Annotated in this window: 15 protein-coding genes; 2 read left to right on the forward strand and 13 right to left on the reverse strand. The window is 70.7% G+C overall.

Going from position 1 to position 18,665, the window contains the following annotated elements; translation table 11 throughout:
• Positions 1-60: 60 nt before the first annotated feature.
• From FLW16_RS33630 to FLW16_RS33685, 11 genes are all read right to left on the reverse strand, one after another.
• Positions 61-462, reverse strand: coding sequence for a (deoxy)nucleoside triphosphate pyrophosphohydrolase (locus FLW16_RS33630; RefSeq protein WP_142564300.1), 402 nt, complete (start codon positions 460-462; stop codon positions 61-63).
• A complete protein-coding gene (locus tag FLW16_RS33635; protein WP_260615859.1) occupies positions 459-1,610 on the reverse strand; it encodes a bifunctional lytic transglycosylase/C40 family peptidase in 1,152 nt (383 codons plus the stop codon). The genes FLW16_RS33630 and FLW16_RS33635 overlap by 4 nt, the downstream gene beginning before the upstream one ends.
• Positions 1,607-2,257 (reverse strand): hypothetical protein, encoded by a 651-nt coding sequence (locus FLW16_RS33640; RefSeq protein ID WP_142564302.1) that lies wholly within the window; start codon positions 2,255-2,257, stop codon positions 1,607-1,609. The genes FLW16_RS33635 and FLW16_RS33640 overlap by 4 nt, the downstream gene beginning before the upstream one ends.
• Positions 2,257-4,806: a type IV secretion system protein gene (locus FLW16_RS44070; protein WP_260615860.1), complete on the reverse strand. Its 2,550-nt coding sequence runs from the start codon at positions 4,804-4,806 to the stop codon at positions 2,257-2,259. The genes FLW16_RS33640 and FLW16_RS44070 overlap by 1 nt, the downstream gene beginning before the upstream one ends.
• Complete coding sequence (locus tag FLW16_RS33650) at positions 4,803-7,280, reverse strand: ATP-binding protein (protein ID WP_142564304.1); 2,478 nt, start codon at positions 7,278-7,280, stop codon at positions 4,803-4,805. Before FLW16_RS33650 ends, FLW16_RS44070 begins: the two co-directional genes overlap by 4 nt.
• A gap of 30 nt (positions 7,281-7,310) precedes the next feature.
• A complete protein-coding gene (locus FLW16_RS44075) occupies positions 7,311-9,989 on the reverse strand; it encodes a TcpE family conjugal transfer membrane protein (RefSeq protein WP_185949709.1) in 2,679 nt (892 codons plus the stop codon).
• A 22-nt stretch (positions 9,990-10,011) separates the two neighbouring features.
• The gene (locus FLW16_RS33665) at positions 10,012-10,299 is read right to left on the reverse strand and encodes a hypothetical protein (RefSeq protein ID WP_139577384.1); all 288 of its coding nucleotides are present in this window, start codon (positions 10,297-10,299) and stop codon (positions 10,012-10,014) included.
• Between the two features lie 50 nt (positions 10,300-10,349).
• The gene (locus tag FLW16_RS33670; RefSeq protein ID WP_142564306.1) at positions 10,350-11,360 is read right to left on the reverse strand and encodes a conjugal transfer protein; all 1,011 of its coding nucleotides are present in this window, start codon (positions 11,358-11,360) and stop codon (positions 10,350-10,352) included.
• Positions 11,361-11,711: 351 nt separating this feature from the next.
• Positions 11,712-12,398 carry a hypothetical protein gene (locus tag FLW16_RS33675; RefSeq protein ID WP_142564308.1) on the reverse strand — a complete coding sequence of 229 codons (687 nt, stop codon included), beginning with the start codon at positions 12,396-12,398 and terminating at the stop codon, positions 11,712-11,714.
• Positions 12,399-12,705: 307 nt separating this feature from the next.
• Positions 12,706-13,629, reverse strand: coding sequence for a hypothetical protein (locus FLW16_RS33680; protein ID WP_142564310.1), 924 nt, complete (start codon positions 13,627-13,629; stop codon positions 12,706-12,708).
• Positions 13,622-14,119, reverse strand: coding sequence for an RNA polymerase sigma factor (locus FLW16_RS33685; RefSeq protein ID WP_142564311.1), 498 nt, complete (start codon positions 14,117-14,119; stop codon positions 13,622-13,624). Before FLW16_RS33685 ends, FLW16_RS33680 begins: the two co-directional genes overlap by 8 nt.
• A 91-nt stretch (positions 14,120-14,210) precedes the next feature.
• On the opposite strand from FLW16_RS33685, the gene FLW16_RS33690 reads away from it, so the two are divergent.
• Entirely contained in the window at positions 14,211-14,687 is a 477-nt protein-coding gene (locus tag FLW16_RS33690) for a GNAT family N-acetyltransferase (RefSeq protein WP_221891418.1), read from the forward strand.
• Between the two features lie 344 nt (positions 14,688-15,031).
• Here the strand turns inward: FLW16_RS33690 and FLW16_RS33695 are convergent, their stop codons facing one another.
• Both FLW16_RS33695 and ychF read right to left on the reverse strand, forming a co-directional pair.
• On the reverse strand, positions 15,032-15,364 hold the full coding sequence (locus tag FLW16_RS33695) for a hypothetical protein (protein WP_142564316.1): 333 nt from the start codon (positions 15,362-15,364) through the stop codon (positions 15,032-15,034).
• Between the two features lie 792 nt (positions 15,365-16,156).
• The gene (gene ychF, locus FLW16_RS33705) at positions 16,157-17,245 is read right to left on the reverse strand and encodes a redox-regulated ATPase YchF (protein ID WP_142564320.1); all 1,089 of its coding nucleotides are present in this window, start codon (positions 17,243-17,245) and stop codon (positions 16,157-16,159) included.
• A gap of 109 nt (positions 17,246-17,354) precedes the next feature.
• Between ychF and FLW16_RS33710 the strand changes: the two genes are divergently transcribed.
• Positions 17,355-18,656: a DNA recombination protein RmuC gene (locus FLW16_RS33710; protein WP_142564322.1), complete on the forward strand. Its 1,302-nt coding sequence runs from the start codon at positions 17,355-17,357 to the stop codon at positions 18,654-18,656.
• The last annotated feature ends 9 nt before the right edge of the window (positions 18,657-18,665 follow it).

Here is an 18,665-nt window from a genome sequence, read left to right on the forward strand (position 1 = left end):
AGACCGATTGTAGTTCGGTAAAAGCAGGAGCAAAGCCGGATCTTGCGAACGATTCGGCGACTATACATCCCGGCTCGGCAACAGTTTCTCGATCGCGGCGACGACCGGCAGATCCGCCGGAAGCCAGGGCACGTCGTACAACTCGTGCGGCTCCAGCCAGCGCAGCGCGAGGTGCTCCAGCGGGCGGGGCACGCCCGCGACGACGGTGGCGAGCCACACGTGCATCAGGTAGCCGCTGTGCAGGGGCCAGTCGCCGCCGACGCGGCGTCCGAGGACAACCTGGACCCCGAGCTCCTCGGCGCACTCGCGCACCAGCGCCGCGCGCTCGTCCTCCCCCGGATCGACCTTCCCACCGGGGAACTCCCAGCCACCGCGCAGCGCCGGAGGTCCGGACCGCTGGGCGGCCAGGAGGCGGCCGCCCTCGACGATCGCGGCTCCGACGACGAGCCGTGTTTCTGTCACGTCTGCGCCCGCTTCAGTTGCGCGATGACCGTCTCGTTCTCCAGCGGCCGGGTGAAGCCCACGATGTTGGGCCGGTCGCGGTACGTCGAGATCTTGATGGGCCCGCACAGCGTGCACCGCGCCTCGATCATCTTGCCGGGCGACACGACCATCCCGACATGCCCCGGACTGTCCTTGGACGTACCGGGACCGGCGTTGAAGAAGACGAGGTCGCCGGGCTGCTCCTGGCCTTCCTCGATCTTCTCGCCGAAGGGCCACTGGCCGAAGGTCGTGCGGGGGATGGTCAGACCCGCGTTGCGGTAGGCCATGTAGATGATCCCCGAGCAGTCGAAGGCGTCGGGGCCCGTGCCGCCCCACCGGTACGGCTTGCCCCGCTGCGCCAGAGCGTACTCGAGGATCTTGCGTACGACGTCGTCGGGGGCGCTGTCGACGTAGCCGGAGTCGCAGGCCGGGTCGGCCTCGGGCGGGACGCCGATGTCTCCGGTCGCCGCGTAGCGCTTGGCGATCTCCAGCACCTGGTCGACGTACCAGGTGGCCCGGTTGTAGACGAAGATCGCCCTTCTGAGGTCGTCGGGCGCGCCGTTGCGCTTGAGCATCTTGGCCGCGCCGAGGATGGCGTCCGCCGGGTTGTAGATGTCGCCGTAGCCGTCCCCGTCGCCGTCGGAGGCGTAGCCGTTGATGCCCGGCTCGATCTTCATCTTGGCCTGGCCGCCCCAGGTGCTGATGAGAAACTGCATCGGCCCCGCGGCCCCCGCGTAGTTGGTGCCGCTGCGCACGCCCGGCAGCGTCGAGCGGCCGTGGTTCGTCTCCCGCTTGCCGATGGCGGCCAGGACGTTCCACTGCACGCCGATCTGCTTGCCGAACTTCTTGTAGAGCTCCAGGTAGTCGTTCGGGATGTCCCCCTGGGCCGTCTGCGAGACGTCGGCGGCGGCCTCCCCCGTGGCCGCCTCCGCGCAGTTCTCGGCCGCGCCGCCGCCGAAGAGGATCGACGGGCTCGGGGTCATCAGGATGATCGAGCCGAACAGCGTGGCCGGGACGATCACGATGAGGGCCACGGCGATCGTCCGCCAGTCCCGCCCCGCCAACGCGAGCCTGCGTACGACGCGCGTCGAGGCGCCGGACGAAGTGATGCGCGGCGGAGTGGTCACGGCGAGCTGTCCCCGTCCTGACCGGCGTCGGCCAGTTGCAGGTCGTACACCCGCCAGTCGGTCCCCGCCTTGATCACGGTCACGGCGAACTGCTCGGGCACGTCCTTCTGGCCGTTCTTGTCCGTCACGTGACGAACCGAGTCGACGACGAACACCACCTGATCGGCCGTCATGTCGCGGATCGTCGTCACCTTCGCCGACCCCTTGGAGGTCACCTGATCGGCCTCGTTCTGCTCCACCACCGCGGGGTCGGTGACGGTCCTGGTGAGCTGACCGGCGAACTCGTCGGTCGCGAACCGCTTCAGCCGGTCGGCCCGCGCCGCCGGCTCCTCGCCGGGAGAGAAGGTGCCGTACGCCTCGGTGAAGCGGCGCGCCAGGTCGGCCGCCGCGCCGATCTCCTCCCTCGACAGCGGCAGGTACGCGTACACGTCGAAGGCGCCGGGAGTCGTGGCGACCGGGCTGGGCTCCCGGACGGCGGCCGTCGCCCGCGGGGTGGCCACGACGGACTGCTCCCTCGTCTGCTCGTCGCCCTCGGAGGAGGAGCTCGACGGCGGGCTCATCGTGAGGTAGACGCCGACGGCGGCGAGCACCACGACGGCCGCCGCGAAGGCGAGCCCCTTCCCCCGATCGCTGTTCCGGCTTCTCATCAGTCGCCGTCGGCGGGCTTGGCCCAGAACGGGGTCGGCGCGTCGCTGTCACGGCGCGTGCCCTCTCCCCTGCTCGGCAGCCAGAGCGGGGGCGGTTCGGCCGAACGGGGACGGCTGGACGACGAGCCGCCGGACGAACCGGAGTCACGCGGCGGGGCGGGCCGGGAACGGCCGCCGTCGCCCCGCCGGGACGACCCGCCGAACAGACCACCGGACGAACCACCGGACGACCTGTTCGAGGACCTGCCGGAGGAGCCGCCGAACAGCCCGCCCGAGCCACCCGAGCCACCCGACCTGCTCGACCCGCCCGACGAGCCGCGCGAACCGCCGAAGAACCCGCCCGAGCTCCCACCGGACGGCCTGCTGGACGACGGCCGGGAGGCCCAGCCACCACCGGACCTGCCGCCGAACCAGCCGCCACCGGATCCCCCGCCGGACCCACCGCTGGAACCACCGCTGGAACCACCGCTGGAACCACCGCTCGATCCGCCGCTGGGACGGCCGCGGGACGGCGCGGCGGACTGTGCCGCGGACGGCGCGGGCGCGGCGGAGGCGCCGGTGACCCGCTGCGGCGGGGCCGCCGGGCTTCCGCCGGACGACGCCGCGGCCGACGCGGCCCGGACGGCGGAGGACATGCCCGGACCGGACGGCATGGACGCCCGTGCGGACCCGGCGGGACGCACCCCCGACAGGTTGAGCGGCGGGGCCGTTCCCGGACGTGAGGCGGTGACCCCGGCCTTGCGGCGACCGGCCCCCTGCGCGTCGGCGTCGAGCGGCGCGGGTTGTGCCCCCGCACGCGCTCCGGCCTGGGCGGGCACGTTGCCCGCGCCCTCCTCGCCGCGCACGCGGCCCTGCGCCACCCCCGCCGCGGCGGCCGCCGCCGTGCCCGCACCGGTCGCCATGGCGGCCGCGCCGATGACCGGCTCGGCCTTGCGCAGGCCCCACCGGGCCGCCCGGGCCGCCGCGACCGGCGGCAGCGCGTTGGCCGCCCGCGACAGGGTCGGCGCGGTGGCGGCCTCGCCGAGCATCCGGGTGGTGAGCGTGTGCCCGTCCATCGAGGCGAACAGGTGCTGGAACGGCCGTCTGTAGAAGAAGACCGCGATCGTCAGCAGCGCCATGAACAGGATCTGCATGCCCCAGGGCAGGGTGGTCGAGATGATCAGCGCGTAGCCGTACACGAGGACGCCGAGCACCAGGGCGAGCACGGCCTGGCGCAGCAGGGTGCCGACCAGCATCTCCACCCAGCGCATGGCGATGATGCGGCCCGAGCCCGGATGCACGCCGATCAGCAGGAAGATCGGCCCGAGCATCAGCAGCAGGAGGAAGCCGACCTTGAGGACGAGCAGCGACACCGCCACGAGGAAGATGAGCAGACCGGCGACCATCGCCGCGATGAACGCGCCGATCGCGATGCCCAGGCGGCTGGTCCAGTCCTTGCCCTGGAACAGGAAGTACGCCGGGGTGCTCTGCATCGGCTTGGCGATCTCCTCCTCGAACCGCTTCTGGTGCTCGTCGGTGCTCGGGACCTGGCCGGCCGCCTGTTCCTGGGCATCGATCGCCTGGAGGTTCAGGGTCTTCGCGCCCAGGCCCTTCACGAGACCGGCGTTGGGGTCGGCCGTGCCGAACTCGCCCATCAGCCACGGCTTGCAGACCAGGACCGACCACAGCGCGTCGGCGTTCTGCGCCACGCCGGGCGTGCCCTGGCGGCCGTAGCCGCCCGCCGTGGGCGCGCTCGGCACCTCGCCCGGCGCGGTCTCCTCCATCGGCAGGCAGGACGCCCCGCCCGCCCCCGGCAGCCCGGAGAACGCCGAGTTCACGATCTCGCCGGTCTTGTCGGTCACGGTCTTGCCGAGGCTGGTGAAGTCACCCGGGCGGCTGAAGAACCAGATGGCGACCGTGACCGCGAGGACCATCCAGATGACGCCCTCGGTGGTCGTCGTGGCGCGCTTGCGGATCAGGCCGTACCACGCCAGCCAGATCGCGCCGAGGATGACGATCGGCCGCAGGTAGGGCCAGTACATCGCGTTGGCGAGGTTGGTGACGATCTCGTCGGCGACGTCCTTGATGGGCTGAAGCGGGCCCTCGGTGGCCGCCGCCTGGTAGGTGCTGATCGTCAGCCGGTCGACGGCCTTGGCCCACGAGAAGACCGTGTTGGCCCACGCGTTGCCGAGCACGGCCGTGACGTCGGAGCACCCGAGGTCGTAGGTGTGCCAGAACTGGCCGGCCATGCCGTACCGCTCGTAGTTGGTCGCCGGCTGCTTCGGCGCCTGCGTGGTGTTCTGCTGTGCCCCCTGGCCGGTGGCCGTCGCCTCTTCGGTCGACGGCGGCTGGACCAGCCCGTCGACTCCGCCGCCCACGATCTCGGGAGCGAGGTTGGGCGACAGGTCACAGGGCCCGACCGCGCTCGCCGTGCCGGTGGGGAAGACCAGCGGCAGCGTCACGAACGCCACGAACGCGACGAACAGCAGCGCCAGGCTCCGGCGAATCCTCCTGCCGCGTCTGGCACCCTCCCTGGTGCGACCCTTCGGACCGTTCCTGCCCACGCTCACGATCGCACCTCCTGCGCGACCCCCGACCGACCGGAGCCCCCGTCAAGAAGATCATGCACGTTCTCGTTGGGTTTGTCGTGTGTCGGATTGGTGTCAAGCCAGCGCAGCAGTTCCTCCGAGATAAGGTCCACCCCGATACGGCCGGCCCGGCCGTCCAGATCCCGGAAGACGCACTCCCCGTTGCCCAGGGAGCGCAGCACCGCCTTGTGCTCCTCCGACGCGTCCACGCCGAGGAGTTCCATCACGTGCTCGACCTCCACGCGTTCCGTCGAACGGAACGCGAAGACCGACGACAGACAGTTGGTCACCTGCTCGTTGAGCAGGTCGCCGGCGTTCTGCGAGACCAGGACGAGCGCCGTGTTGCGCGAGCGGCCCATCCGGGAGACCTCCGGCACGAGCTTGGCGCCCTCGGGGGTGGACGTGATCGCCCACGCCTCGTCGAGGAAGATCGCCTTCGGCGTACGCCGGTCGAGCCCGTTCATCAGGCGGCGCGCGAACTGCGACACGAGGTAGAGCAGCGCGACCGACAGCCGCTGCTCATAGGAGTAGTCGTCCCTGACCGTCATCACGTCGGGCAGCGTGAGGCCGCCCAGCGTGAACACGGTCGTCCAGCCCTCGGTGTCGATCTGCTCGCCGCCCGAGGCGTCGAAGCACAGCCTGGCCAGGTGCATCTCCGACATCGACCGCAGCACGGCGCCGAGGTTCTTGGACGCCGGGTCGGTGGACTGCTCCAGGTGGTCCACCACCTTGCCCAGCGAGGGGTCGGGCTCGTTGGAGATCGCGGCGACCGCCTGGATCATGGCGGACTCGCGCTCCTCCGACATCCTCGGCAGCAGCAGCCGCAGGGTCTCGGTCGCCATCGTCTTCTTCGTCGCGATGTCGTCGCCGAAGGAGAACGGATCGAGCAGGCCCGGCGCGGCCGACCCCAGCGGGATGACCCTGGCCTTGCGGCCCCGGTTGCGCAGCAGCCGTACGAGCGACTCGGCGTCGCCCTTGGGGTCGATGACCGCGATCGTGACGCCGCGCAGCGCCATCTGGTAGATCAGCAGCAGCGCGAGCGTGGTCTTGCCGCCGCCCGGCTCGCCGGTGATCGCGATGGCGGTCGGGCGGTTGCGCGCCGCCGCGACGAGCGGGTCGAAGTGCACGATGCTGCGCGCCCGTCCCAGCGTCTCCCCGACGTACGGCCCGATCCAGCCGGCGTTCGACTCGTCCACCCGGTCGCCGAGCTCGACGGTCGCGGTGGCCATGCCGCCCGCGATCGTGCGCAGCGGCTGCCGCTGGGCGTACGCGTTGACCCGCAGCCGCTCGCCGGGAAGTGCCTCGCAGAACAGCGAGAACTGGTCGCCGGTGGAGTTGACGACGTCGATGCCGAGGTCGCGGTAGTGCTCCACGACGGCCTCGACCCGCTGGACGCACATCTCCTCGGTCGGCGCGCTGACGCTCAGCCGGTGCCAGCCGTACACGAACGGCAGGCGTTCCTTGGTGATGCCGTGCTCCAGCATGCGGGCGGCGTCGATCTGCTCGGCCAGCGCGAGCGGCGCCTCGGCGCCCGCCTCACGGATGTGGATGTCCATGTCGCGGGCGTGGGCCAGCTTGCGCGCCACGTCCTTGCTCGCCCTGACCGGGGGGATCAGCCGCATCCGGCTGGAGACCTCCACCGGGAACGGCAACTGGTCGGCGAAGTGCAGCCACGGCTCGCCGTCGGGGAACGGCATGAGATCGGGGAACCGGGCGAACGACAGATGCGCGGTGTAGGAGTCTCCGGCCGGCTGTTCGATCCGCAGCAGCGACCTGCCGTTGTGGATCTGCCCCTCGACCAGCGCCTCGATCTCGCCCTTGCCCCACCTGCGGCGCGGCGTGGCCGAGGCCAGCGGCTCGCCGAGACCGCCCGCCGCCGCGTGCTGGAACAGCCAGGCGATCTCCGTGGAGGTGGCGTGGCGGGCGTACAGCGCGCTGGAGGCCAGGGCCCGGCCGAGCCGCTCCGCGGCCTCGGTCCACCGGGCGATCTCCTTGTCCGGCACGTGGTCGTCCTCGATGCCGAGCGCCTTCTCGCTGCGCTGGTAGAAGCCGAAGAGCTGGGCCAGCACGCCGGTGCCGAGCTGCGCGCCGCGCGGCCCGAGCCGTACGCCGAGGTAGATCTCCTTGCTCCAGAAGTCCTTGGCCCAGACGTGGCGGTACATCTCCTCCAGGTACTCCCGCCAGCCCGGGCCCTCGTCGGAGGTCGCGTTGAGCGCCATCGCCCACTCGGCCGCCGGATAGGCCCGGTGCGCGATCCGCAGGTGCACCTCTGCGTCGGGCATCCTGATCGCGGCCAGCGCGATCGTGACGTTGGTGGCCAGCGCCTCGCGCTCCTCGGGGGTGAGGAACTCGTAGCTCACCGTCGGCAGCCGGAAGTAGGCCCAGGCCGCCGAGTCGGTGAGGAGAACGCGATCGTCGAAGTAACGCACCGCGAGGCGACTGCGCGCCCTGCTCATCGACCTCTCACCAGCTTCCTCGCTCGCCCCTCATCTGGCCACCTCCTGCTTGGCCTGGACAGCCGCCAGACCGCTCACGATCACTCCCGCAAGCGCAACGTACGCCCTGCGGCCGCCCATTCGGAGGTGATTGACGTCGACCGGTCCCGGCCGCCCTGGGGCCAGCTCGTCCTCCCAGGGCACCCGGACGATCGCCCGGCAGCGGCCGCTGGCCACCGCCTCGGCCTGCTCCACGTCGGGGAGGCTGCGGCGGCTCACGCCGTTGATCACCATCACGGCGCGGCGCCGCAGGTCGGAGCAGCCGTGCCCGTCGAGCCATTCGTAGGTCATCGCCACCGCCTCGGAGGCGTCCTCGCTCGCGGGGGCCACCAGCACGAGCTGGTCGGCGTACGGCAGGAGCCGGGCCGCCAGCGCGGCCGCGGGGTCGATCACGGTAAGCCGGTAGTGCCGGTCGAGCGCGGCGAGCGTCCTGCGCCAGTCGGCCAGGAACGCGCGTTCCGCCAGGCGCTGCGTCACCCGGTCGTCGGTGTCCGCCCCGACGACCTCCAGTCCCGATTCGCAGCGCGTCGTGTACGCCCGCATGCCGAGGTAGCCGGTCACCTCTTCCGAGCCCTCGATGAGCGAGCTCAGCGTCTCGGGCGACTCGGCGGCGATCCTCGTCGTGAGCGTGTCCTCTCCGGTGTTCGCGTCGAGCGCGAGCACGCGGTCCTCGCGGTAACGGGCCAGTGTGTGGCCCAGCATTAACGCCGTGGTCGTCTGCCCGGCGCCGCCCGTGCAGCCGAGCACCATGATCCGCCTGCTCGTGGTGAGCGGGATGCGGGTCCGGGCCTCGTCGACCTCCATGCCGTCCGTACGGCTGCCGCCCACAACGACCTGCGCCAGGCGCCGCCAGCCGCCCGAGGTGTCGCGCCCGACGACGGCCTCGACGCGGCGCAGCCGCGGCGGCTCCTCGTGCGCCGGCCTGCCGGGGGCGGTCGTTCCCGGAGTGGGCAGCGACGGCCGGGCGGGACCGGCCGGGCCGGCCGCGCGGGGCCCCGCGGGCACGGCACGGATCGACACCCCCGCCGGACCGGCCGGAGGCGGCGTCACGTCCCCCTTGCCCGTGACGCTCTCGTACGGCCTGGACCCCGGCACGTGGAACGGCCTGGGCTCCGGCGCATGCGTCCCCTCCCGCACGGGATGCGAGACGGGGTGCGAGGCAGGGTGCGAGGCGGGACCGGCGTCGTCCGGAACCTCCTGCGGCGCGTGGGACGGTCTGATCCAGGTGGGCGTGTCCTGCAGGGAAGCGTCGGAGGCGTCGGAGGCGTCGGCCTCCGGCGCGTGCTCGGTCGTGGCGTCCGCCGGAGGAGCCGCCGCGGCCGGCACGTGCTCGTCCGGCACGTGCTCGTCCGGCTCCGTGTCCTGCTCGGCCGCGGGCACCTCGCCCGCCGGCTCGCCCCATGCGCCGCCCGGCACGCGGGGGCGCACGAGCCTCGGCGGACGGCCCTTGCGATGCTGCTCAAGGGCCTCGGCGTCCCGCGGTGCCGTGTTCTCCCGGCCCGTGTTCTCCGGGCCCGTGTTCTCCCGGCCCGCGTCGTCGGCGGGCTCCCGGGGCGCGGCCTCCGCCTCGGTGTCTGCGGTGTGGATGGCGTCGGCGCTCTCCTCGCCGGGCTCGGCGTCGTGCGCGCGCTCGTCGCGAGGACGCTCCTCGTGCGCGGGCTCTACCGTGGCCGGCTCGGTGAAGGAGGCCACCCCGGACGGCCGTACGGCGCGGGGTTCGGCCGAAGCGGCGAGCCGGCGCAGGCGGCGCAGCGTCTCGGTGCCGATGGGCGGGACGGCGGGCTCCTCCGAAGCCTCGGCGGGAGCGGCAGGGGGCGCCTGCCGCACGGAGTCCTGCACAGAATCCTGCACGGAGTCCCGCACAGGGTCCTGCTCATGGCTCTCATGGCTCTGGGGGGCGTCATGTCCCCCGCCATGTCCCTCATGCGGCTCGTGTTCGCTATCCGGGCCGGTGACGAGGCCGGTCTGCGGCTCCGCCGGGCGTGTGAGCGGTGCGGGCGGTGCAGACGGTGCGGGCGGTTCCGTGAGGTAGAAGACGCGCTCACCGGTGGCCCCGGCCCGGGCGGCGGCACCACTGCGGGAGGGGGTGGTGGGGGGTGTGTCGGTGACCGGTGCGGCGGCGGCCGCCGCGGCCGCCACGGCCGGGCGCACGACCCGCGAGGGGTCCACCTGGTGCGCGCCGACCCGCCCGGCGCCCGAGGCCGCTCGTCCGCCGGTCCTGGAGACCTTCGGGACGGGCACCTTGACCGAGACCGCGCGGCGCGCCTTGCGGGCCGCCCTGGCGTGCGCCGCCGCGGCCGGCGGCGTGGTCCGCCAGACACGCGCCGTCAAGGCGATCTCGTCCGGCTCGTCGAACGGGGCCATGCGGCACCATGTCCGGGGCTCGCTCATGTAGCGGAGCTGCGACTGGAGCAGCTCGGTGAGACGCTTGCTCTCGATGACGGGACGGGTGGAGAGCCAGGTGAGCACGCCCGGGGGAACGAGGTAGATGACGTGCCAGGGGGCCGCGAACGGCAGTCCGATCAGGTAGAGGAAGACCCACCACGGCACGGAGACACCCACGAACACACCGATCCAGACGACCGGAAGCGGCATTGGCAGTCGTAGGTCGTACAGCTTGTACAGCCGCTTCTCAATACGCCAGATATTGGTATATGTGGGCAGATCCACCCCGAACCTCCTCTCCGCCCGATCACTTGATGCCAAGTGCGCCCGCGATCGCCTTCGCCGTCACCTCGATGATGTTGGGAACATAGAAGATCACGCCGATCGCGATCGCCAGGATGATGAACTGGACGAACCTGGTGATCTCGCGGGTGAAGAGGAAGAAGATCGCCACGACGGAGACGACCGCGAGGAAGAGCGGAGCGAAGAACTTCCGGAGGAAGTCGGCGAGACCTTCGGTGTTGATGCCCGTCGTCGGCGCAGGTGACGGCGCGGCAAGATCAAGGACGTGGTCCGCGATGGTCTTCAGTATCAACTCTCGCCCTCCCGGGGGTATGGATCAGCGATGTCTTTGCCGGGCATGCGCTACCCCACGGACCGGTTCGCACCCTGGATGTCCCTGACGAACCACTTGCCGCCCTGCTTTTCGATCGTCAACTGATAGGCCTGCTCGAGTCCGGCCGGCTGCGCCGCCGGATCCTGCGACGGGCTCGCCACCGCCGTCGACTGTCCGGACGCCACCGCCCACACGACCACCGCCGTGACCTTCCTGCTGTCGGCGCCGTCCGGCGGGACCACGACGTCCTTCAGCTCGGCGAGGGTGAACTCTCCGTTGAACCCGTTGACGGTCACCCCGCTCGCGACGTAGCGCTGGAGGTCGACCTGGTTGCCCGCGGCGTACGCCTTGAAGAAGCCTTCGAGCTGGGGACGCAGTTCGGCCTCGGTGGCGGAGTCGCGGTCGGGGTCCGGGAGCTGCGGCAGGCCCGCCGGACCCGGCGCGGGCAGCAGGGCCGGCTGGGCCGAGACCACGAACCTGCCGTTGTCGTAGTAGACCGGGACGGACAGCAGACCACGGCTGCCCCCCGACTGGTATGTCACGGTCACCCGGGCGTTGTGGTCGTCGATCACGTCGATCCCGGCGAACTGGAAGGCCCCCGCCGACATGCGCCCGTAGCCGTTCCAGCCGAACTGCTCGTCGGCGCCTTCCGGCAGGAACGACTTCAGCCGTTCCGCGCGCTGCTGGGGGTTGGCCGCGTCGTAGTTGAGGTAGACCGCCGCGAACTGGTTGGCGAAGGCCTCGGCCTCCGTCGCCGGGAACCCGGACGTGGCCGTGCCCGTGGGGGTCACGCCGGCCGGGTCGTCCTGCGTCAGCCGTTCGAACGGAGCGCGGACGCCGTTGACCACGATGACGACGATCAGTGCCCAGAGGATGACCCGCCCGGTCCAGACGAGCCAGCGGCCTCCACCGCCGCTCCAGCCTCCGCGCCGGGGGGCCGCGCCGTGCGCGGCGCTCGCCGCCTCGAAGCCTTCCAGTGGGTACGGGTCAGGGTCGCCAGCGATCCGAGGATCCTGCTGGACGTCTGACCTGCGAGCCATCACGCCTCCGCTCGCGCCGATCCCTCCGGCTGGCGCGGTTTCCTCTTGCTCTCGATCCGGTTAACCGCATTGAAGTATTCACCCTAGCGGTCTCACCAATTCTTCCAGGTAAGCCACGCCCATGGTGCAAGCATCGCCGCGACCGAGCAAACCAGGTCTACATCCCGTAGAGGCGCCCCACAGCTATCCACTCCGCGGAAAAGCACGTTACGCCTGGCCAGCGGGGGCATCGATTACCTAACCGCCACCTATTGCTGTCTTCGCAGCTCGCAGGCATAACGAAACCGACCGTACGCCCCACGACGGCCCCGCCGGAGCGGGGCCGTCGCGTCGCGAACTACGCCCGCGCCCTCACTGGCACGCCCCAGAGGAGGACGACTCCGAGGAGGACCACTCACTCGACGTGGGCGGGAGGCCCGCCGGCGGGGCGCTCTCCGGACCCGAGATCGCGGGCGGGACGTTCTCCGGAGCACTGCCCAGAGCGCTGCCCGGAGCGCTTTCCGGCAGCGAGGAGCTCTGCGACTGGCTCGCCGACGACTGCGACTGTGACTGCGCCTGCTCCGACACCTGCTGCTGCGCGCGCTGGGACATCTGCTCGATGCGCTGCTGCGCGCTCGCCGCCTCCTGCATGATCTGCTGTTTGGCGCTGCTCGCCTCGTCCCTGATGCTCTGGCGGGCCTCCTCCGCCATCTGCTCCATCGACGCGCCCATGCCCGGGAGCGCCTCGCTCCGCAGGCTCGATCCGCTGTACTGCCCGGCGGACCACTGCGCCGGGAACTCAGCGATCGTGATCCTCGGCAGGCCGATCGGCACCGTCCCGGCCACGGGTAGGGCCTCGCTCACCAGCAGCGGCTCGCTGATGGTGGTGTACGACGCCGCCCGCACCGAGCCGCCGGGCTCGCTCGCCTGCGGCGCCCACGCCGTTCCCGGTGCGCCGGTGGCCGCGGAGGCGGTGCCGCCGAGCAGCGCGATTCCGCCGGCCGTGAGCGTCGAGGCGAAAATCGCCGCGAGAGTCAGCTGCCTGGATTTCCGATGCATGGTCCCCCCCTTGGGCCCGGTCGGGCCTCGCCACGTCAGGCCACCTGGGCTTTCCCCGGTGCCCGAATTCGGCCGCCCCCTCCCGCCATGCCGGATTACGGCACCGATGAGATTTGTTGCGAAAAGGGATTCAAACGGCGACTTCGCGCCAAACGGCCTCATCTCGATGCTTCAACGAGCCTCACGAATGCGTCCAGGGCAGTTGGCCCAAGCGTTTCCGCCGGCCGTGCAGGATCTGACCGAAGGGAGAGGTGTGGCGGGTGATGCCGCTCACCACCTGACCGCCGCTTTGCGCGACCCGGCCGTCTCAGGACCGTTCGAGATCGTAGGTGACGTCCGCCACACGGACCGTGCGGACCAGCGGATCCTCGATTATCTTGCGCAGCTCCCCGATCGTGGCCGACGAGTCCACGTAGGCGTAGACCAGGCCGTCGTTCGCGGCTTTGCGCAGCCGCGCCAGGCTCAGATCGAAGTCGTGCAGGTTGTCGTCGTCGTAGTCCTTGAGGATGCCGACCCAGCGGCGGAACTTCGCGAGGTCCGACTTGATCGGCTCAGCATCGGATCCCGGCATCGGGGCCCGGTCCCACATCGTCGGCCCTCCCCACGTGATGGGGATCGACCTTGGACGCCGCTCGAAGACCACCTTGTCGGCATGCGACTTGTACCTGGCGGTGAAGGCGGCCAGCTCGTCGTTGGTGAGCGGTTTGGCGAACTCGACCACCGCCAGCGCGTTGAGCCCCTCCGGGAGCCTGGCCAGCACCTTGCGGCTGTCCTCCTTGGGCTGGTTGCCCGTCCCCACGTTCATCAGCGCCATGCTCAACGTGGTGCCGGCGTAGGTACCGAGTGGCAGCCTGCCCACGTGGCCGAAGAAGTCCTGGGTGACGACGTGCTCGACGCCGCCATAACCTTCGACGAAACCCCCGACGGCGCGCATGGGCCGGGCGGCCACCGTGAACGACATCGACAGCGGTGTCGTGGCACCCCAGTTTCGCACTTCGATGTCGTAGCCGGGGTTGTAGATCTTGAAGGCGGTGCCCAGCACGTCGGTCATGCGCTGTTCCCGGTCGCCGCGCCGCTGGATCACGTCGGAGCCCACCGTCGCCGCCAGGACGAGGACGAGCAGTGCCGCCAGCACCGTGATCGCGGTGCGGGCGACACCCCGCCGGACGGCCCGGCGGGTCGCCTTGGGATCGAAGTCGGGCATGGCCGGCAGCAGGTCGTCGTCAGTCATGAGGACCTCCGTAGAGATCGGCGAAGGCCGCTCTGGCCCGCCACACGGCCGTCTTGACAGTGGTGTTCTTCTTGCCGGTCATCGCGGCCACCTCGACCAGCGAGAAGCCCTCGAAGTAGACCAGGGTGAGCAGCCTGCGGTGCTCCTCGGGCAGCCGGTCCAGGACGTCGCGCACGGCCAGCGACTCGATGTGCAGCGGGGGCACGCCGAGCTCGTCGGGATGCGGCAGGTCCAGCTCCCGGCGGTGGCGCCGGACGTGGTCGACCAGGACGTTGCGGGCGATGGTGAGCAGCCACGCGGCCGCGTTCCCGCCGCGCCAGCCGAGCAGCGCCCTGGTCGCCTTGACGAACGTCTCCTGGGCCAGGTCCTCGGCGAGGTGGGGATCGCGGGTGCGGCGTAACAGGAACCCGCACACGAGCGTCCAGTGCTCGCGGTACAGCTCCTCGATGATGATGCCCCCCGCGTCTTCGTGTCTGTCACAACAGACCAGACGCGATCGGGCCGGGAATGGTCACCGGCCTCTTCCGCGGATGCTCGAAAATATCTTGCGGTCCGCCGGGCCGAGCAGGAAGGGTGCGCAGGTGGCCATACCTCAGCGAGAGCACCTGGTGCGGCAGGCGACGGCGTCCGACGCCGCTGTCGTCGCCGAGTTGCTGGACGCCTTCAACCGCGAGTTCGACGCGCCGTCACCGGGAACGGACGTGCTCACGGCACGCCTGCGCCGAATGATCGCCGGGGACCGCCTCGTCGCCCTTCTCACCGGCGAACCGGCCGTCGGCGTCGCGGTGATGTCCTTCCGGCCCAACGTCTGGCAGGAGGGTCCGGCCGCGCTCCTGGACGAGCTGTACGTGCGGCCCGGCATGCGCGGACAGCGGTTCGGGCACGCCCTGCTGGAAGCGGCGTGCCGCCTCGCGCGGGAACGCGGCGCGGAGACGCTCGAAATCAACGTCGACGGTGAGGACACCGACACCCGCCGCTTCTACGAGGCGCACGGCTTCGCCAACAGCGAGCCCGGAGCGACCGAGCCGATGTTCTACTACTACCGCGACCTCGTCTGAGAACGGTCAGACGTTGAAGCGGAACTGTGATCGCCGTCCTGGCGACGTGGGCCGGAAGGGTTGCTGCGCTGGTCGAGCGGCCTTTCTGGCCTTACGTCGTGATCATCACTTTTTCGACGTTTCACGGTGTCTTGTGCCCCGTACGTGCCCCGGTGGCGTGGGGTATGGCTGTAAGCATGACCAGCATGGACAAGACGGCGTCCGCACGGATCAGCTCGAAGGCCGCGCGCGACCCGGGCCAGCCCGACAGTTGACGACGTCCGCCGGTAGTTGGCCATGGCGAAGCCCGAAGAGCTCGGTCGAGGCATCCCGGCCGTAGCCCCGCAGGACGTTCCCGATGGCGGTTATCGGATACTGGCCGGCCATCGGATGGTCCATGTCCTGCCCATGCAAGCGGAAGGTCCGAAGGTGACCGTCCTGCCGCTCCGCGTGGTCGCGACCAGTACGTCGTCGTGCACCCCCACGAAGCAGCCTGGATCGCCCACCTTGAGGTCGAACTCCTCACCCGGACCGATATCGGTGGTGAGGTCCTTCTCGTGTATCCACCGCACCGACACCGGCTCAGGCAGCCGGTTCTCGATGTGCAGGTAACGAGCCTCCCGAGGCTGGCAGGCAGCCGTGGCAGCCAGCACGATGCTCGCGAGCGACAGAGCGACCGCCGTCCTCCACGTGCTCATCGCCGCTCGTTCTCCCATCGGTGTCCGGCTGCGTGCCAGAGCTGGTCGCGGACGAGGATCCGCTCTTCGCCGCATCTTGGGAAGCCCCGGGAGGCCCGAGCTTAGGACAGGAAAAGGTTTTGCCACAGAGCGTGCCCGCTCCCATGCGAAAGCGAGCACTCCGTGATGGCTCGGGAACCGGAAGCAGCGAAAGGCCGGCCACCGGGAGGCGCTCATCTACATCATCACTGTCTGCCGTCGACCCCACCGCGGAGCGGCAGCGGGCCGACGACGGAGGTGCAAGCCCGGCTTAACGTGTCCCTTCGCCTGTGCACCTTCCACGGCCATTGGACGCAACTGTCACAGCCGGGCTTGCGGCGGAGGAGGCGGGCTGCTGGGCTTGCCTGGGGTCGATGGCGGGCGGGATGGCTCCCGCACCAGCCACCCCACCACCCGTATGTGTTCGATGCCATCCCGGAGCCGGAGCGCCCCCGCCGGAGGCGCAACCACGTGCAGCGCGGCACTTGGCGGCTGTTCCAGCTCAGCCCTCGCCCGTGATCAGACCTGTGCTGTCGCGCGGCGGCCCGCCTCGACTCATCCGCGCCAGCCGTCCGGCGGGCTCTTAACCGGCCGCCGGGAGCGCCAGCGGGAGGCGGCGGCGCGTGCGGCCCGGCTTCGGGCCGCCTTGTTGCTGATGCAGGGTGAATCGGTCATCGTCGTGGCCGAGCGTCTGGGGCACGAGAACGCCAACCTCGTTCTCTCGCTGCCCCAGAACGAGGCCCCGGAGGCATGAGCAGGGCGGACAGCGCCGGTTCAGACGTTGAAGCGGAACTCCACGACGTCGCCGTCGCGCATCACGTAGTCCTTGCCCTCGATGCGGGCCTTGCCCGCCGCCCTGGCGGCGGTCATCGAACCCGCCTCCACCAGGTCGTCGAACGAGATGACCTCGGCCTTGATGAAACCGCGCTGGAAGTCGGTGTGGATGACCCCGGCGGCCTCGGGAGCGGTCGCGCCCTTGCGGATCGTCCAGGCCCGGGCCTCCTTGGGCCCGGCCGTCAGGTACGTCTGCAGGCCGAGCGTCTCGAAGCCGACCCGGGCGAGCTGGGCGAGGCCCGACTCCTCCTGGCCGACGGACTGCAGCAGCTCCAGCGCCTCGTCGTCGGGCAGCTCCACCAGCTCAGACTCGATCTTGGCGTCGAGGAACACGGCCTCCGCCGGCGCCACGAGCGCCGAGAGCTTCGCCCGCAGGTCGGCGTCGGTCAGCTCGTCGGCGTCGAGGTTGAAGACGTACAGGAACGGCTTGGCCGTGAGGAGGTGGAGCTCGCGCAGGTCGGCGGGGTCGATCCCGGCCGCCTTGCCCCCGGCGTACAGGGTCGTGCCGGTGTCGAGCAGCTTCGCCGCGGCCTCGGCGGCCTCCAGGAGGACCTTGCGGTCCTTGTTGTTGCGCGCCTCCTTCTGCAGGCGGGGCAGCGCCTTCTCGATCGTCTGCAGGTCGGCGAGGATCAGTTCGGTGTTGATCGTCTCGATGTCGCGTCCGGGCGCCACCTCGCCGTCCACGTGGGTGACGTCGGGGTCGGAGAAGACCCGGATGACCTGGCAGATCGCGTCGGTCTCACGGATGTTGGCGAGGAACTGGTTGCCCCTGCCCTGGCCCTCCGATGCGCCCTTCACCAGGCCCGCGATGTCGACGAACTCGACCTTGGCCGGGAGGACGCGCGCGGAGTTGTAGATCTCGGCCAGCTTGTCCAGACGGGAGTCCGGCACGCCGACGATGCCCACGTTCGGCTCGATCGTGGCGAACGGGTAGTTGGCCGCCAGGGCGTTCCCGCTCTTGGTCAGGGCGTTGAAAAGCGTGGACTTGCCGACGTTGGGCAGGCCGACGATGCCGATGCTCAGGCTCACGTACCACGAGTTTAGGGGCCCCGGAGGGTGCGCCGGACATCGACGGCCTCGGGCCACTCCCAGGCGCGCCTCCCTGTTTGGCACGCCAATGCCTGAAATCATCCAGACCGTGGATGTCGTGGCTCTCGCACTGGGACTGGTGATCGGCGTCGTGGTCGGTGCGGCCCTGGCCGGGATGCGGGCCGCGGGCCGTACCGCCCAGGAGGCCGCCAGGGTGGCCGAGGCCGAGGCGCGGACGCGGGCGGCCGAGGACAAGGTGGCCTACATGGAAAACCAGCTCACCGAGCGGTTCCAGGCCATCTCCGCGCACGCCCTCGACGTGGCCAACCTGCGTTTCCTCGAACTCGCCGAGAACCGGCTGAACACCACGAGGGCCGAGGCGGCCGGGGACCTCGACCAGCGCAGGCAGGCGGTCGAGAACCTGGTCGCGCCGCTGCGTGAGACGCTCTCCAAGGTGGAGAGCCAGCTCAGGGAGAGCGAGTCGGGCGCCCGCGCCGCCCGCGCCGAGCTGAGCAAGCAGATGGAGTTCGTACGGGAGAGCTCCGACCGGCTCAAGGCCCAGACGGACGCGCTGGTGCGGGCGCTCCAGCGGCCGGAGGCCCGGGGACGGTGGGGTGAGCTGCAACTGCGCCGCGTGGCGGAGATCGCCGGAATGGCCCGCTTCTGCGACTTCGACGAGCAGGTGAGCGCCGTCACCCGCGACGGTGTGGTCCGGCCCGACATGGTCGTACGGCTCAGCGGCGGCAAGAACGTCATCGTGGACGCGAAGGTCTCGCTCGCGGCCTACCTGGAGGCGGCCGAGGCCGCCGATCCCGCGTTCGCCTCGGCCCGGCTGGACGCCCACGCGCGGCACGTGCGCGAGCACGTGGACCGGTTAGCCGCCAAGTCCTACTGGCAGGCGTTCAATCCGTCGCCCGAGTTCGTGGTCCTGTTCATCCCCGGCGAGGCGTTCCTCGCGCCCGCGTTGGAGCGCGACCCGGGACTGCTGGAGTACGCGATGCGCAGGCGCGTCCACATCGCCACTCCCACGACGCTCGTCACGATGCTCCGCACCGCGCAGTACGCCTGGCAGCAGACCGCGGTCAGTGAGAACGCCAAGGCCGTCTTCGACCTGGGCAAGGAACTGTACGAGCGGCTCGGCGGCCTCGGACGGCACGTGGACGCCCTGGGCAAGGCGCTCACGAGAGCGGTCACCGCGTACAACCAGACGGTCGGCTCGCTGGAGAGCAGGGTCCTGGTCAGCGCGCGGAGAATGAACGACCTCGGTCTGGTGGACTACTCGCTCGACGCCCCGTCGGCGGTGGAGGAGGTCCCCCGGCCGGTCGCCATCCCCGAACTCGAAGGTGAAGAGCGGGTAAGCCCCCCTCCCCCGCATCGTCAGAACGGTAAATTGACGCGAGACTTGTCGTAAGGGGGGCCC

The sequence above is a fragment of the Microbispora sp. KK1-11 genome, assembly GCF_006874435.1.
Taxonomy (GTDB): Bacteria; Actinomycetota; Actinomycetes; order Streptosporangiales; family Streptosporangiaceae; genus Microbispora; species Microbispora catharanthi.

Excerpts from the sequence above, each read along its gene's own strand:
- FLW16_RS33680 (WP_142564310.1), bottom strand. The coding sequence starts at position 13,629 with ATGACTGACGACGACCTGCTGCCGGCCATGCCCGACTTCGATCCCAAG.
- FLW16_RS33695 (WP_142564316.1), bottom strand. The coding sequence starts at position 15,364 with ATGAGCACGTGGAGGACGGCGGTCGCTCTGTCGCTCGCGAGCATCGTG.
- FLW16_RS33650 (WP_142564304.1), bottom strand. The coding sequence starts at position 7,280 with ATGAGCAGGGCGCGCAGTCGCCTCGCGGTGCGTTACTTCGACGATCGC.
- FLW16_RS33640 (WP_142564302.1), bottom strand. The coding sequence starts at position 2,257 with ATGAGAAGCCGGAACAGCGATCGGGGGAAGGGGCTCGCCTTCGCGGCG.
- FLW16_RS33675 (WP_142564308.1), bottom strand. The coding sequence starts at position 12,398 with ATGCATCGGAAATCCAGGCAGCTGACTCTCGCGGCGATTTTCGCCTCG.
- FLW16_RS33670 (WP_142564306.1), bottom strand. The coding sequence starts at position 11,360 with ATGGCTCGCAGGTCAGACGTCCAGCAGGATCCTCGGATCGCTGGCGAC.